Origin of the sequence: Nocardia aobensis NBRC 100429 (assembly GCF_000308375.1) — a bacterium.
Classification (GTDB): Bacteria; Actinomycetota; Actinomycetes; order Mycobacteriales; family Mycobacteriaceae; genus Nocardia; species Nocardia aobensis.
Genome location: NZ_BAFQ01000033.1, coordinates 1 through 13,790, shown reverse-complemented (window position 1 = coordinate 13,790; position 13,790 = coordinate 1). Strand labels below are relative to the sequence as shown.

General features: G+C 67.6%; 13 protein-coding genes and 1 pseudogene. 8 read left to right on the top strand and 6 right to left on the bottom strand.

The features are described 5' to 3' along the window. Window positions 1-292 precede the first annotated feature (292 nt). Window positions 293-1,351, bottom strand: coding sequence for an alpha/beta hydrolase (locus RJ03_RS03890; RefSeq protein ID WP_036498156.1), 1,059 nt, complete (start codon window positions 1,349-1,351; stop codon window positions 293-295). Window positions 1,352-1,524: 173 nt separating this feature from the next. On the opposite strand from RJ03_RS03890, the gene RJ03_RS03885 reads away from it, so the two are divergent. Next, window positions 1,525-2,760: a lycopene cyclase family protein gene (locus RJ03_RS03885; protein WP_036498155.1), complete on the top strand. Its 1,236-nt coding sequence runs from the start codon at window positions 1,525-1,527 to the stop codon at window positions 2,758-2,760. 13 nt (window positions 2,761-2,773) lie between these two features. Here the strand turns inward: RJ03_RS03885 and RJ03_RS03880 are convergent, their stop codons facing one another. Further along, window positions 2,774-3,568, bottom strand: coding sequence for an enoyl-CoA hydratase (locus RJ03_RS03880; RefSeq protein ID WP_036498154.1), 795 nt, complete (start codon window positions 3,566-3,568; stop codon window positions 2,774-2,776). A gap of 145 nt (window positions 3,569-3,713) precedes the next feature. On the opposite strand from RJ03_RS03880, the gene RJ03_RS03875 reads away from it, so the two are divergent. Next, window positions 3,714-4,973, top strand: coding sequence for a TetR/AcrR family transcriptional regulator (locus RJ03_RS03875; protein WP_051024269.1), 1,260 nt, complete (start codon window positions 3,714-3,716; stop codon window positions 4,971-4,973). 21 nt (window positions 4,974-4,994) lie between these two features. Here RJ03_RS03875 and RJ03_RS03870 read toward each other — a convergent pair whose 3' ends face one another. Then, window positions 4,995-6,458 (bottom strand): aldehyde dehydrogenase family protein, encoded by a 1,464-nt coding sequence (locus RJ03_RS03870; protein WP_083870589.1) that lies wholly within the window; start codon window positions 6,456-6,458, stop codon window positions 4,995-4,997. Window positions 6,459-7,063: 605 nt separating this feature from the next. Between RJ03_RS03870 and RJ03_RS03865 the strand changes: the two genes are divergently transcribed. The 5 genes and pseudogenes from RJ03_RS03865 (at window position 7,064) to RJ03_RS03845 (ending at window position 10,423) form a co-directional block, all read left to right on the top strand. Then, complete coding sequence (locus RJ03_RS03865) at window positions 7,064-8,062, top strand: ATP-binding cassette domain-containing protein (RefSeq protein ID WP_281032264.1); 999 nt, start codon at window positions 7,064-7,066, stop codon at window positions 8,060-8,062. A 38-nt stretch (window positions 8,063-8,100) separates the two neighbouring features. Further along, window positions 8,101-8,868, top strand: coding sequence for an ABC transporter permease (locus RJ03_RS03860; protein ID WP_083870587.1), 768 nt, complete (start codon window positions 8,101-8,103; stop codon window positions 8,866-8,868). Beyond that, window positions 8,865-9,731, top strand: coding sequence for an ABC transporter permease (locus RJ03_RS03855; RefSeq protein ID WP_036498160.1), 867 nt, complete (start codon window positions 8,865-8,867; stop codon window positions 9,729-9,731). Before RJ03_RS03860 ends, RJ03_RS03855 begins: the two co-directional genes overlap by 4 nt. Window positions 9,732-9,790: 59 nt before the next feature. Continuing rightward, window positions 9,791-9,961 (top strand): annotated as a pseudogene (locus tag RJ03_RS35760) (type II toxin-antitoxin system HicA family toxin); the annotation flags it as partial. Between the two features lie 45 nt (window positions 9,962-10,006). Then, entirely contained in the window at window positions 10,007-10,423 is a 417-nt protein-coding gene (locus RJ03_RS03845) for a hypothetical protein (protein WP_036498158.1), read from the top strand. A gap of 29 nt (window positions 10,424-10,452) precedes the next feature. On the opposite strand, the gene RJ03_RS03840 is transcribed toward RJ03_RS03845, so the two are convergent. Beyond that, window positions 10,453-10,827: a MerR family transcriptional regulator gene (locus tag RJ03_RS03840; RefSeq protein WP_036498148.1), complete on the bottom strand. Its 375-nt coding sequence runs from the start codon at window positions 10,825-10,827 to the stop codon at window positions 10,453-10,455. A 65-nt stretch (window positions 10,828-10,892) separates the two neighbouring features. Here RJ03_RS03840 and RJ03_RS03835 point away from each other — a divergent pair, with 65 nt between their 5' ends. Then, complete coding sequence (locus tag RJ03_RS03835; RefSeq protein ID WP_036498157.1) at window positions 10,893-11,759, top strand: polysaccharide deacetylase family protein; 867 nt, start codon at window positions 10,893-10,895, stop codon at window positions 11,757-11,759. A gap of 6 nt (window positions 11,760-11,765) precedes the next feature. Here the strand turns inward: RJ03_RS03835 and RJ03_RS03830 are convergent, their stop codons facing one another. Continuing rightward, window positions 11,766-13,013 (bottom strand): Nramp family divalent metal transporter, encoded by a 1,248-nt coding sequence (locus RJ03_RS03830; RefSeq protein ID WP_036498147.1) that lies wholly within the window; start codon window positions 13,011-13,013, stop codon window positions 11,766-11,768. A gap of 113 nt (window positions 13,014-13,126) precedes the next feature. Then, window positions 13,127-13,790, bottom strand: a 664-nt coding sequence (locus RJ03_RS03825; protein ID WP_036498144.1) for an alpha/beta hydrolase, incomplete at its 5' end; no start/stop codon positions are given.

Here is a 13,790-nt window from a genome sequence, read left to right as displayed (position 1 = left end):
CCAGCACCACCGGATAGGGTTTGTCCGGCGTCGGCCGGCAGGTGAAATCGTTCGCGCCGGGCAATGGCGGAACCTCCACCGGATATGCGCCGACCACAGGCGCCTGGCCCGTAATTATGGCGACCAAGGCGCAAAAGAACACGGCTGTCGCCGAGAACCGCACCCTACTCATGGCAGCCCATGGTAGGGGAAGTGCACGATATTTCCCGGCACCCGGACCGCCACCTGTTATCACGAATAATCAGCGATGATGTGGCATTTTCATATCGCCCCCTCCGGCTCGAGATATCGATCACAATCCCAGGCCTCCGGCGAGAACCGGCCACGACTGTTCGAGGTCGTCCTGCCAATAACCCCAGGTGTGGGTGCCCGTGGGCCGGAAATTGTAGGTGGCCGGAATGCCGAGCGAATCCAATCGCGTCTGCATGTTGTGCGCGCAGAGGTTGGTGGCCGCCTCGATGATGCCGCCGATCACGATCTGGTTCGAGAAACCCCATGCTCCCGGCAGCGAGTACTTGCCGCCGTAGGTGTCGTACGGACCCGGCAGGCCGGTGCCGTTGGCGATATAGATCGCCTTGCCGCGCAATCCTTCCGCGTGCACGTAGGGATCGTTGCGCACCCATTCCGGATCACCCGTCGGGCCCCACATGTTGTCGGTATTCGACCATCCCCAGGTATTCACCGTGAGGCGCACGAATTCCTGTCCCATCGGATCGCTGGTTTGCGCACAGCCACTGTAGGACCCGACGGCGGAATACAGTCCGGGAGTGAGGGCGGCCAGCGCCAATGTGGTGGTCGCGGACATCGAATATCCGGCTATGCCGTTGCGACCGTTGGCATTCAGGAATTTATCGAGCAGGGGCGGCAGTTCCTCGGTCAGGAATGTTCGCCATTTGTTGCGCCCGAGAAAGGGATCGTCGTGTTTCCAGTCGGTGTAATAACTGAACTGGCCGCCGATCGGCGTCACGACGTTGACGTCCTTGTCCGCCAGGAAATTCAACGCATCGGTGCGGCTCGCCCAGGTGGCGCCGTCGATGCCGCCGCCCGCGCCCAGCAGCAGATACAGCACCGGCCGCGGCGTGGTCTGATCGGCGGCGCGCTGGACCTGTACCTCGATGTCCTTGGCCATCGACGCCGAATGGACCGTGACGGTCTGATGCCGCGCGTCGTCGGTGCGCACTCCGGCGATCGCCGACTCCCCTCCCCCCGATCCGGACGGCACCGGATCGGCGAAACCGGTGGCGGGGTACATCATCAGCGCACTCGCCGCGAGCACGGCGGCGGTGACCGGACCGATTCGCGGCCGGAATCTGCGCCGCGGAATTCGCCCCTCGTATCGATATCTTCGCATCTCGTTCTCCCTGGCCACCAGCAGTTCGCGAGCACCCCCCGACGGCGCCCGTGGTCTCAGGTTATGAACTGTCCCAACGCATTTCACGACGCGAATTGCTACGCCACGAGTTTTCGGGGCGTAACGTCCACGGCCTGCGCGGCGATGCGGGGCCGGGCTGGGAGAATGCAGCCATGAGTGCGCAGGATGTCCGTCGAGCCGATCTGTGCGTGGTCGGGCTCGGGCCGACCGGCCGTGCCGTCGCACACCGCGCGATGCGGGCGGGACTCGACGTCGTGGCGGTGGATCCGCGGCCCGAGCGGCTGTGGCCGCCGACCTTCTCCTGCTGGGTCGACGAACTTCCCGCATGGCTGCCGCACAGCGCGATCGCCCAGCGCATCGAGGCGCCCACCGTCTGGACGCAGACGCCACATCGAATCGACAGGCCGTACTGCGTACTCTCCAAGCCCGGGCTACGCGACGCGCTTCCTCTGGACGATGCCACCGTCCTGGCTGGGCGCGCTACCTCCGTCGACGCTCATCGCGTGGAATTGCAGGACGGCGGCACCGTCACCGCCGCCGCGGTGGTCGATACCCGCGGACTGGCTTCGCCGGGGTCGCGGCGCACCGCCAGCGCGCACGGCATCTTCGTCGATGCCGACCGGGCGGCGCCGATGATCGCCGATGGTGAAGGGCTGCTGCTGGATTGGCGCGAGGAGAACGGCGCCGGCCCGGACGAGCCGCCCTCGTTCCTGTACGCGGTCCCGCTCGGCGACGGCACGGTGATCTTCGAGGAGACCAGTCTCGGCCTGCGCGGCGGCATGCCGCAGCACGAACTGCGCCGGCGCACCCTGCATCGGCTCGCCGCGCACGGCGTCCGGCTGCGCGGTGACGAACCGTCCGAGGCCGCGCACTATCCGCTGGATCAGCCGCCCCCGCCGATGCGCCGGTCGCTGCGCGGCGACGATCCGGTGCCGTTCGGCTCCCGCGGCGGCATGATGCATCCGTGCACCGGCTACAGCGTCGCCGATTCGTTCGCGTTGGTCGACACGCTGGTCGACGCGGTGCGCACGGGCGCCGATCCGGTCGCGGCGCTGTGGCCGTGGCAGGCGCGGCTGGTGTATTGGATGCGGATGCGCGGCCTCTACGGCTTGGGGCGGCTGACGACCGCGCAATCGATCTCGATGTTCGAGGCCTTCTTCACCGCCTCCCCGCGCCAGCAGCGGGCGCTGCTGTCGGCGCACGACGACTACGCGGCCCTCGGGGCGGTGCTGTTCCTGACGGTGTCGCGAACCTGGCCGTTCCGCTGGCGATTCGATCTGGTCGGCTGGGCGAATCGCAACCGCTGGGTGGGCTACGAGTATCCGGCGGCGACCTCGGATCCGGTGCTGGACGCAGCGCTCCCGGAGGACGGGAGCACCGGCGGCTAGCGGCCAGGGCGTCCTAGTGGGTGAACACCGCTTTGCGCTTGCCGAGCATCGCGGCGGCGCCCTCGGCGAAATCGGGTCCGCGCAGCAACTCCGCCTGCCCGGCCTTCTCGGCGGCGAGCGCCTCGTCCAACGACGCCAGGGCGGCCCGGTTGAGGGTGCGCTTGGTGAGTTCGAGGGCGCGGCGCGGGCCGTGGGCGAGTTTGGCGGCGACCGCCTCGACCTTCGCATCGAGCTCGTCGACGGGCAGGACCCCGGCCAGCAGGCCGCGTCGATAGGCCTCGGTGACGGGCAGCCGCTCCCCGAGCAGCGCCAGCTCCGCGGCCAGTGCCCGCCCGGATGCGGCGGCCACCAGCGCGGCGGCGCCACCGTCGGGCATCAGGCCGATGTTGATGAAGGCCTGCAGCAGATAGGCCTCTTCGCTCGCATAGGTGAAATCGGCGGAAAGTGCCAGCGCCACACCGATTCCCGCGGCGGCGCCGCGTACCCGCGCGATCACCGGCACCGGCGCGTCGATGATCGAACGGATCATCCGGTTCGCGCCGTCCATGGTCATCTCGGGGGTGATGCCCCGCTCCTTCTCGGCGGCCGCCGCGGCCAGGTCGGCGCCGGTGCAGAAATCACCGCCCGCCCCGGTCAGCACGACGACGCGAATCGACTGATCCTCGGCCACATTCCCCAGCGTGTCACCGAGGGCGATCATCGCGTCGTAGCTGAGGGCGTTCTTGCGACCGGGATTGTCGATGGTCACCCGCAAAACGCGATCGTCCCGCACGATGGTGAGGCCGGGGGTGTGGTCGTGATCGCTCATGGTTACTCCCAGGTGGGCCGTCGCCGCTGGCGACGAGACGAGAATGATGGTTAACTTTGCGAATTGTGGTTAACTTATGTTGACTTGTCCGGCGCTGTCAACCAATCGGCGCCGTCGACGAGCCGAAACGCAGAAGGAGAGGTGTATGGTCGCGGATCGCAGCGAGGCCGGGCTCGCATCCGCGCGACCGGGTACCACCACGACGACCCGGCGTCGGCCGAAGAATCGCAAGGCACAGATCGTGCGGGTCGCCGCCCGTGCCTTCAGTGAACGCGGCTATCACCCGGTCGGCGTGGACGAGATCGCCGCCGAGGTGGGCATCTCGGGACCGGCGCTGTACCGCCACTTCGCCAACAAGTACGCACTGCTGGTGGCCGCCGCCGAGGCCGGCGCCCAGCAACTGCTCGACGCCGCCAAGGCCGCCGACGCACCCGGACTCGATCCGAAATCGCGACTCACCGCGCTGATCCGCGCCCTGGCCGAGCACACCATCGATGTGCGCCGCGAGGGCGGGTTGTACCGCTGGGAGCGCCGCTACCTCGAGCGCGAGGACCGCGCGCGCATCCGGGTGATCTACGACGAGCTGCAGGATCTGATCGAATCCGCGGTCGCCGCGCTGCGGCCGGAGGCATCGCCCGCAGACGTGGAACTGATCGCGACGGGCATGCTGGGCGTGATCGGCAGCATCACCGCGCACCGCACGGCCCTGTCCAACGCGCGGCTGACAGATCTGATGCTCGATATGTGCTGGTCGCTCCTGCACACCGAGCTGCCGCCGCTGCCCGACCCCGCGGCCGGCGGGGCGCCGGTGCGCGGGCTGCCGCTGAGTTCCAAACGCGAACAGCTGCTCACCGAGGCGATCCGTATCTTCGGCCGCCAGGGCTATCACGAGGCCAGTATCGAGGAGATCGGCGCGGCGGTCGGCATCAACGCGTCCAGCGTGTACCGCTACTTCGCGAGTAAATCCGATCTGCTGGCCGCCGCGTTCCACCGCACCGGGGAACGCGTCGCGATCGCGAATTCCGAGGCACTGGCGGAGGCGACCAGCCGCTCCGACGCCGCGCTGCGCATCGCGGCGCGGTTCGCACGGCTGACCTTCTCGACGCCGGAGATCCTGCCGGTCTACTTCGCCGAATTCTCGAATCTGCCCGCGGCCGAACAGCAGAAGCTGCGTTCGGTGCAGCGGCAGAACGTGCTCGAATGGGCGCATCTGCTCGACGACGACCCGGCCGAGGCGCGCTGCCGCGTCCATGCGGCCATCGCGCAGGTCGTCGACGTCGGGCGGCGCGTGCGCTTCGAGAATCGGCCGGAACATGTCGCCCGGGTGTGCGCGTTGATGGAAGCGGTTCTGCTGGGCTGGAATTCAGCACCGGAGGCGGCGCAGGGCGAACAGCTCGAGGCGTAGCGGCGCCGGAACCGGCCGCGGCTAGAACCGGCTGTGGCGGATCCGGAAGATCGCCCGCGTCAACCGCAGATGGCGCGGGTGCCGGTCGAAACTCGACAGATCCACCGGCGCCCGGTAGCGCTTCTCCGCGATCGCCAGGGTGCGGCTGAATTCGCGCAATCCGGCCTCGCCGTGCGTATGCCCCTGCCCGTACTCGCCGACCCCGCCGAAGGGCAGGGCCGGGTTGGCGGCGTAGGCCATGGTCGAATTCACGGTCACCACACCGGTTCTGATGCGTTCGGCGAAGTCGGCGACACCCCGCACGTCGCGGGTGAACACCGAGACCGCCAGGCCTTGATCGGCGGCGTTGATGCGGTCGATCGCCTCGTCGATATTCGCCACCCGATTCACGATCAGCACCGGCCCGACCGCCTCCGCGGTGATCGCCTGGCTGTCCTCGGGCACATCGGTCAGCACGATCGGCTCGATATACGGTTCGCGGATCGATTCCAGGCCGCCCACCACGGCCCGGCCGCCGCGCGCGATCGCATCCTTGACCTGCCGGCGGACCACGTCGACCTGGGAATCCATGATCATCGGACCGTAGGAGGCCTTGCGATCGCCACCGGGACGCAGCGAACGCGCCTGGGCGACGACCCTTTCCAGGAACGGTTCGTAGACCGAGTCCGCGACGTAGGCCCGCTGGATACCGGCCGGGCTCTGCCCCGCGTTGGACATGGCGCCGAACACCGCCGCCTCGGCCGCGGTGTCGAGTTTGGCGTCGACGTGCACGATCATCGTGCCTTTGCCGGCCTTCTCGACCACGACGGGCGTCAGCGTGGGCGCGCACAGTTCGATCACCTCGCGCGCACCGGCCTCGGAGCCGGCGTAGGCGATCTTGTCGACCCGGGCGCGGCACAGTTCGGCGCTGGTCGCGCTGGTTCCGGTGATCGCCTGCAGGACAGGCTTGTTCGGCGCCAGCGCCGCCCAGCTGTCGGCCAGCCAGATACCGACACCGGGGGTGAGCTCACTGGGCTTGAACACCACCGCGTTGCCGGCGGCCATCGCGTACGCGATCGAGCCCATCGGGGTGAAGACCGGATTGTTCGGCGAGCCGAGCACTCCGACCACGCCCAGCGGCAGATAGCCCACCGAGGCCCGCTGATTGCGGGTGAGCCAGGTCGAGGCGAGTTTGCCTCGCCCCAAGAGTTTTTCGGCGTTGCGCGCGGCCCAGTTCAGATGTTCCACGGCGAGCATGATCTCGATCGCGGCGTCGACGCGCGGCTTACCCGATTCGGTGCAGATCAGTTCGGCCAGTTCGCCGGCGTTGCGGGCGATACTGCGCTTCCATTCCAGCAGCCAGCGCTTGCGCCCGGCGAATCCGATTGCCGCCCACCAGGTCTCGGCCGATCGAGCGGCGCGCACGACCTCGGTGACCGCTGCCGCGTCCATGATCGGATATTCGCCGATGAGCTCGCCGGTGCGTGGATCGTGGGACTTCAGCATCTCGGCCATTGGCCACCCTCTCGCCGGCGGAGACCTCGGCATTCGTTCGACGTGTGCACCAGCAGCGGGCGGGCGACGATGCCGCGGGCGGGTGCGGACGAATCGATACCGCTCCCCTGGTCGTCAGACTATGGTGCGTCCCGGGCGAGCGACAACAACCACGAACATCCTACGAACCGCCCGGTCCGCGTCCGGACCAGCGACAATGGTGATCGAGGCCGATTCGCCGACGGAAGTGTGAGCAACGCCACAGATTGAACCCGCCGACGCGTTTCGACGACGACCTGTTTCAGATCGCGGTAGAAAACTATCGCGGCGGAAAACGCCGGGGCTCGGTCGACGCCCCGAGCCCGCGGCACCGACGGCCGCGCAGCCGGACGAAGTAACATCGCGCCCGGTGGAAGGTATCCATCAACCGGGACAAAGATCAGCGTTCCGGACAATCCGGTCGCGGCCCGGCCGATAGTGGAGAATTGATGCCGAGTTTGGACAACGCAGAATCGCACACACCGCGTGAGGATTCGGGCGGCACCGACGCGGCAGCGTCTCGGGCAGACACCGACGCGGCAGCGTCTCGCGCAGACACCCACGCGGCAGCGTCTCGGGTGAGCACCGATATCACCACCGGTGCCGATACCGCCGTGACCGCATCGGGCACCGATCCGGCCGTCGTGGTCGACGATGTGCGCAAATCCTTCGGCGAGGTCCAGGCGCTGCAGGGCATCAGCTTCACCGCCGCGCGCGCCTCGGTGCTGGGCATCCTCGGACCCAACGGCGCCGGCAAGACCACCACCGTCAAGATCCTGTCCACCCTGTTGCGCCCCGATTCGGGCAGCGCCTCGGTGGCCGGGCACGATGTGGTCGCCGACGCGGCCGGGGTGCGCCGCTCGATCATGATGACCGGGCAGTACGCCGCACTGGACGAGAATCTCTCCGGCCGCGAGAACCTGGAACTGTTCGGGCGGTTGATGGGCCTGCCCAAGAAGGACGCGCGTCGCCGCGCCGACACGCTGCTCGAGGAATTCGACCTGGTCGGCGCCGGTAAGCGCGCGGTGCGGCACTACTCCGGCGGTATGCGCCGTCGCGTCGACATCGCCTGCGGATTGGTGGTGCGGCCGGAGGTGGTCTTCCTCGACGAGCCGACCACCGGCCTCGACCCGCGCAGCCGCCAAGGCGTGTGGGATCTGGTCAACGCGCTCAAGGAGCAGGGCATCACGGTGCTGCTGACCACGCAGTATCTGGAAGAGGCCGACGTTCTCAGCGACAACATCATCGTCATCGACAAGGGCACGGTGATCGCCGAGGGCACCGCCGACGAACTCAAGGAGAAGACCGGCGGCAGCTACTGCGAGGTGGTCCCGCTGGACCCGACGCAGTTGCGCAAGGCGGTGTCCGCGCTCGGCGAGCTGGTGCCCGAGGCGCTGCGGCGCGAATTCGCCGGCGATCGGATCTCCATCCCCGCCCCGGACGGGGCGAGCACCCTGGCCGAGGCGGTGCGCCGTCTCGACGCCGCGGGCCTGGAACTGGCCGATATCGCGCTGCGGCGGCCCTCGCTCGACGACGTCTTCCTGTCCATCACCGGTCATTCCGGCGGAGTTCAGTGAGCGCGCCGGTGGCCGCCGAGGCCCGCCTCTTCGCACAGATGCCCGAGGCGCGGATCTCCAGTTTCGCCCAGTGGCGGGCGCTGACCGGGCGGATCGTGCGCACGATGGCGACCAAGGGAGAACTGGTCGTCGCGGTGATCACGCCGCTGGTGTTCACCCTCGGCTTCTATCTGCCGCTGCGTTATGTGATGCAGTTCCGCGGCATCGACTACGCGCAGTTCGTGATGCCGATCATCGTGCTGCAGACCATGTCGTTCACCATGATGTCGAATGCGCAGATCGCCGCCTTCGAATCGATGACCGGTCTGCACACCCGGATGCAGACCATGCCGATCGGACCGATGGTCCCGCTGATCTCGCGTATCTGCGCGGGTCTGGTGCGCTCGGTGACCTCGCTGATCGCGGCGTTGATCTTCGGTTACATGATCGGTTTCCGGTTCACCGCCGGCCTCGGCCAGGCGGTGCTGTTCTGCGCGTTCTCACTGGCCGTCGGAACCGTGCTGGCCATCGGCGCGGACGCGCTGGGCAGTTTCACCAAGAGTCCGGAGGCGCTGAGTCAGGCACTGACCCTGCCGACGCTGATCCTCGGCATGCTGTCGTGCGGCTTCGTGCCGGAATCCGGATTCCCGGCGTGGATTCGGCCGTTCGCGCGTAATCAGCCGGTCTCACAGTTCTCCTTCGCGCTGCGGGATATGGCCGCGGGCGGGGTGAGCTGGCATGTGCTGTGGGTGCCGCTGGTGTGGTTGATCAGTCTGACGGCGGCGTTCGTACCGCTGGCGGTGTGGGCGAGTGTGAGGCGATCGTGAGCAGTCTGACCATCGAAACGACCGAGACCGCCCCGGAAACTCTCGGCTGGCAGACGCCGCTGCCGGTGGTCGCGCCGCGGTCGGAGCGGTCCGTCGCGACCTGGGCGCGGCACAGCCTGATCCAATGCAAGCGGTTGCTGATGGTGTGGGCGCGCGACCCCGCGACCACCATTCAGACGCTGATCTACCCCGCCCTGACGCTGCTGATGTTCCGGATCGTGCTCGGTGATTCGATCACCGCGGCCACCGGCATGCCCAGCGTCTACGGCACGGTCCCGCTGATCACGCTGGTGGCGGCCATGTCCGGAGCCGTGGTCAGTGCGCTGGGCTTCAAAACCGAGAAGTACACCGGCCTGCTCGGCCGCTTCTGGACCATGCCGATCCACCGGGCCGCGGGGCTCACCGGGCGGCTGCTGGCCGAGGCGCTGCGCGTCCTGGTGACCACGCTGTTCGTGATCGCGGTCGGCGTCTGCATCGGCTTCCGCTTCTGGAACGGCCCGCTGGCCTCCCTGGCCATGATCAGCATCCCGGTGCTGTTCGGCGTGGGCTTCGCGGTGATGGTGACCGCCCTGGCCACCGTCTCCGAGGGCGTGATGCTGGTCAACATCATCAGCATCATCAACACCCTGCTGATGTTCTTCAACTCCGGCTTCGTCCCGGTCTTCGCCTACCCCACCTGGTTGCAGACGATCGTCGAGAACCAGCCCATGAGCACCGCCATCGACGCCATGCGCGGCCTCTGCTGGGACGGCCCGGTCGCCGAACCCCTGTGGAAGACGGTGGCCTGGGTCCTCGGCATGATCGTCGTCTTCGGCTACCCGGCCGTACGCGGCTACCGCCGCGCCGCGGAAACAGGAGCCTGATTCGACAAGGACACGTCTACTCATTTGACTTGTAATTGTCCAATGAGTAGACAACACTGGTGATCAGCGAACAGCCGACCCGGACGATCCTCCAGGAACTCATCCGTTCGGGATGGAGCCGTAAGCGCCAGGGCAAGGGCAGTCACAGTCTGTGGCAGTGTCCGACCGGGCAACATTCGGTGACTGTTCCGGATGGGCATACGACGATCCGAGCCGGCGTGGTGCGGAGCATCCGGAAAGCGGTCGACGGCTGCAGTTGCCGAGAGGAGACGGCGATGAAATACGAGGCACACGTAACCGGACGCGAGGGCCGGTGGTGGGCGGTGACCATCCCCGCACTCGGCGAGGACGCACAGACCCAGGCACGCAGACTCGACGACGTCGCGGACGAGGCACGGGACTATGTCACCGTCACCCTCGACGTAGCCCCCTCCACGATCGATATCGAGGTGGTGATCGATGACCTCGGTGGCGTGCGCAATATCAACGAACGCGCCGCGCGTATCCGCGCCGGACGGGCCGAAATCGAGCGCATCGAGCGGGAGAACCAGGCCGAGGCGCAGGCGCTGGCCGTCGAACTCGCCGAGCAGGGAATTCCGTTGCGAGACATCGCAAGTCTCACCGGATACACCTTCCAGCGGATCGGACAGATGACAGCATCCAAGGCACGTGAGCAGGCCCAGGCGAGCTGAGCCCGCCGATACGGCCGCCAAGGGCCGGCCTACGACGCCGGGCGGGCGCAGCCGCGTAGTTCGCCGATGTAGGCGGTCATGGCGTCGCGGTTGCGGGTGAGCAGGTCGATGCGCTGGGTCAGGCGGTCGCGCTGGTGTTCGAGGGTGGCGATGATTTCCGGTGTGGCGTCGGCGAAATGGATGTCGCGCGGGTCGTCCAGGCAGGGCAGGATCTGCTTGATGATCCGGGTGGGCAGGCCCGCGTCCAGTAGCCCGCGGATGTGCAGGATCTGATCGACCAGACGCTCGTCGTAGTCGCGGTAACCGTTGGCGCAGCGGCGCACCCGGATCAGGCCCTGCTCCTCGTAGTAGCGCAACAGCCGCCGGGACGTATCGGTCCGCTCCGCCAACTCGCCGATTCGCATATGCCCTACCTCACAACGGCTTTCGATTGACCTTCACATGTATGGCAAGGTTCGACGATACCGGCATGAGCACGGACGTCACACTGTACGACTACTCCCCCATCACCGAGCGCGAGCCGATCCACTGGCCCGAGGGTAAACGAGTCGCGTTCTACGTCGGCCTCAATATCGAACATTTCTACGTCGACCTGCCGGGCACCGCGACCTACGAGGGCACCACCACTCTGACGCCGGACGCCCTGAACTACGGCTGGCGTGACTACGGCCCGCGGGTGGGCATCTGGCGCCAGATCCAACTGCTCGACAAGTACGGGATCCGGGCCAGCGCCCTGTTGAATTCCGATGTGGGCGAACGGTATCCGCAGATCATCGCGGCCGGCAAGGAACGCGGCTGGGATTGGCTCGCGCACGGCAGCAGCAACAGCCATCTGCACACCGGACTGTCACTGGACGAGGAACGCCGGGTCCTGACCGATATCGTCACCACCATCGAGAAGACCACCGGCCGCCGGCCCCGCGGCTGGATGGGACCCGGCCTCACCGAAACCTTCCACACGCCGCAGCTGCTGGCCGAACTGGGACTCGAGTACGTGCTCGACTGGACCAACGACGATCAGCCCTATCGGCTGAATGTGCCCGGGCTGCTGAGTGTTCCGTATTCGGTGGAACTGAACGACATCGGCATCTTCGTCAGCAAGGGCCTCACCGGCCCCGACTTCGTCCGCATGGTCCGCGACCAGCTCGAACAGCTCTACGCCGATTCCGCCGACAGCGGCCGGGTGCTGGCGCTGGCGCTGCACCCGTTCGTCACCGGCCAGGCGTTCCGGCACCGCTATCTGGACGAGGCGCTCGACTACGTGGTCAATCATCCGGGCGTCTGGGTGACCACGAGCGACGAGATCGCGGAGCATTACCGACGCACGACGGCGTGACGGCCGCTATTGCCCGGCGACGGTCAGATAGATCAGCAGCAGGTTCAAGGCACTGATCACCGCGGCGATCAGCCACGCGGCCGCGGTGGTCGCCCGATGATTGGCGTCGGCGCCCATCAGGACGCGATCACTCGTGAACCGCACCAGCGGGATCAGCGCGAACGGGATGCCGAAGGACAGCACCACCTGCGAGACGATCAGGGCGCGGGTGGGGTCCACGCCGGCGGCGAGGATGAGCAGAGCGGGAATCAAGGTGACCACGCGGCGGAACAGCAGTGGGATCTTGCGGCGCAGCAGCCCGTCCATGATCATCGCGCCGGCGTAGGCGCCCACCGAGGTGGACGCCAGTCCGGAGGCCAGCAGGGCCACGGCCAGCAGCAGGGCGGCCCACGGACCGAGGACCTCGCGGACCGCGGCATGCGCGGATTCGATCGAGTCGATATCGCGGCCGCCGAGCGTAGCGGCGGCCATCAGCAGCATCGCCAGATTGACCGCACCGGCGATGATCATCGCGAGGCCGACGTCCATCCGGGTCGCGCGCAGCAGGCGGCTGCGGCGCGGGCCCGGCTCGGTGCGGCCGTGCCGGTCGCGGGTCAGGCCGGAGTGCAGATAGATCGCATGCGGCATCACCGTGGCGCCGATCATCGCGGCGGCGAGCAGCACACTCTGCGCACCCTCGAAACGCGGCACCAGCCCGCCGGCCACGCCGGACGGCGACGGCGGCGAGATCACCACACCGGCCAGGAAGCCGATCGCGATCACCGCCAGCAGGCCGATGATCACGCGCTCGAACGGCTGCTGTCCGCGGCGGTTCTGCACGGCCAGCAAGGCCATCGACACCACGCCGGTGATCACGCCGCCGAGCAGCAGCGGCAGTCCGAACAGCAGGTTCAAGGCGATGGCGCCGCCGACGACTTCGGCGAGATCGGTTGCCATCGCGGCCAATTCGGCCTGTCCCCAGTAGGCCAGCCGGACCGGGCGCCCGGCTCGTTCGCGCACGATCTGCGGTAGTGAGCGGCCGGTCACCACGCCCAGTTTCGCCGACAGATACTGCACCAGCGCGGCCATCACATTCGCCATGACGACCACCCACACCAGCAGATACCCGTACTGCGCGCCGGCGCTGATATTGGAGGCCACATTGCCGGGGTCGACGTAGGCGATCGCCGCCACGAACGCCGGGCCCAGCAGGACCATGAGCGAACGCAGCCGATTCCGGCTCGCCGGCCCGGATTCGACGGTGATCGCATCCATGAAAAATAGTTTACGGGCAACCGAACTTTTTAGTGAGCCAGCCCCCCGAAAAGAGTGAATCCGCCCCGATCGCGAGGGCGATCGAGGCGGATCCGGTGGTTCGGGTGAGGCGGTCAGATGCCCAGACCGCGGGCCAGCACCGGCCACGAGTCGAGAAAGTCGTCGTGCCAGTAGCCCCACGAGTGGGTGCCCGAGCTGCGGAAGTTGTAGGTCGCCGGAATGTTCAGCGAGTCCAGCTTCGCCTGCAGGTCGTGGCTGCAGTAGTTGGTGGCGGCCTCGATCACACCGCCGACGACGAGCTGGTTACCCAAGCCGTAGGCGCCGGGGAGGGCGTAGGGGCCGTTGAGGGTGTCCCACTGGCCGGGCAGGCCGTTACCCGAGGAGATGTACAGGTTCGCGCCGCGCAGCTGATCGGCGTGCAGCAGCGGGTCGTTGTCCTGCCAGGCCGGGTTGTCGTCCTCGCCGTACATGTTGCGCACGTCGCCGCCGCCCCAGGTGTTGACGGTGAGCTTCACCGCTTCGCGGCCGACCTGTGTGCTGCTCTCCGCGCAGCCGGAGTAGGCGGCCACCGACTTGTACAGGCCCGGCTTGGCGATCGCCAGGTTCAGCACCGAGGTGCCCGAAGTCGACAGACCCGCAATGGCATTGACGCCGTTGGTGCCCAGCGCGCCGTCGATCAGCGGGGGCAGCTCCTCGGTGAAGAAGGTCTTCCACTTGTTGCGGCCCAGGCTCGGGTCGTCCTTCAGCCAGTCGGTGTAGTAGCTCCACTTACCGCCG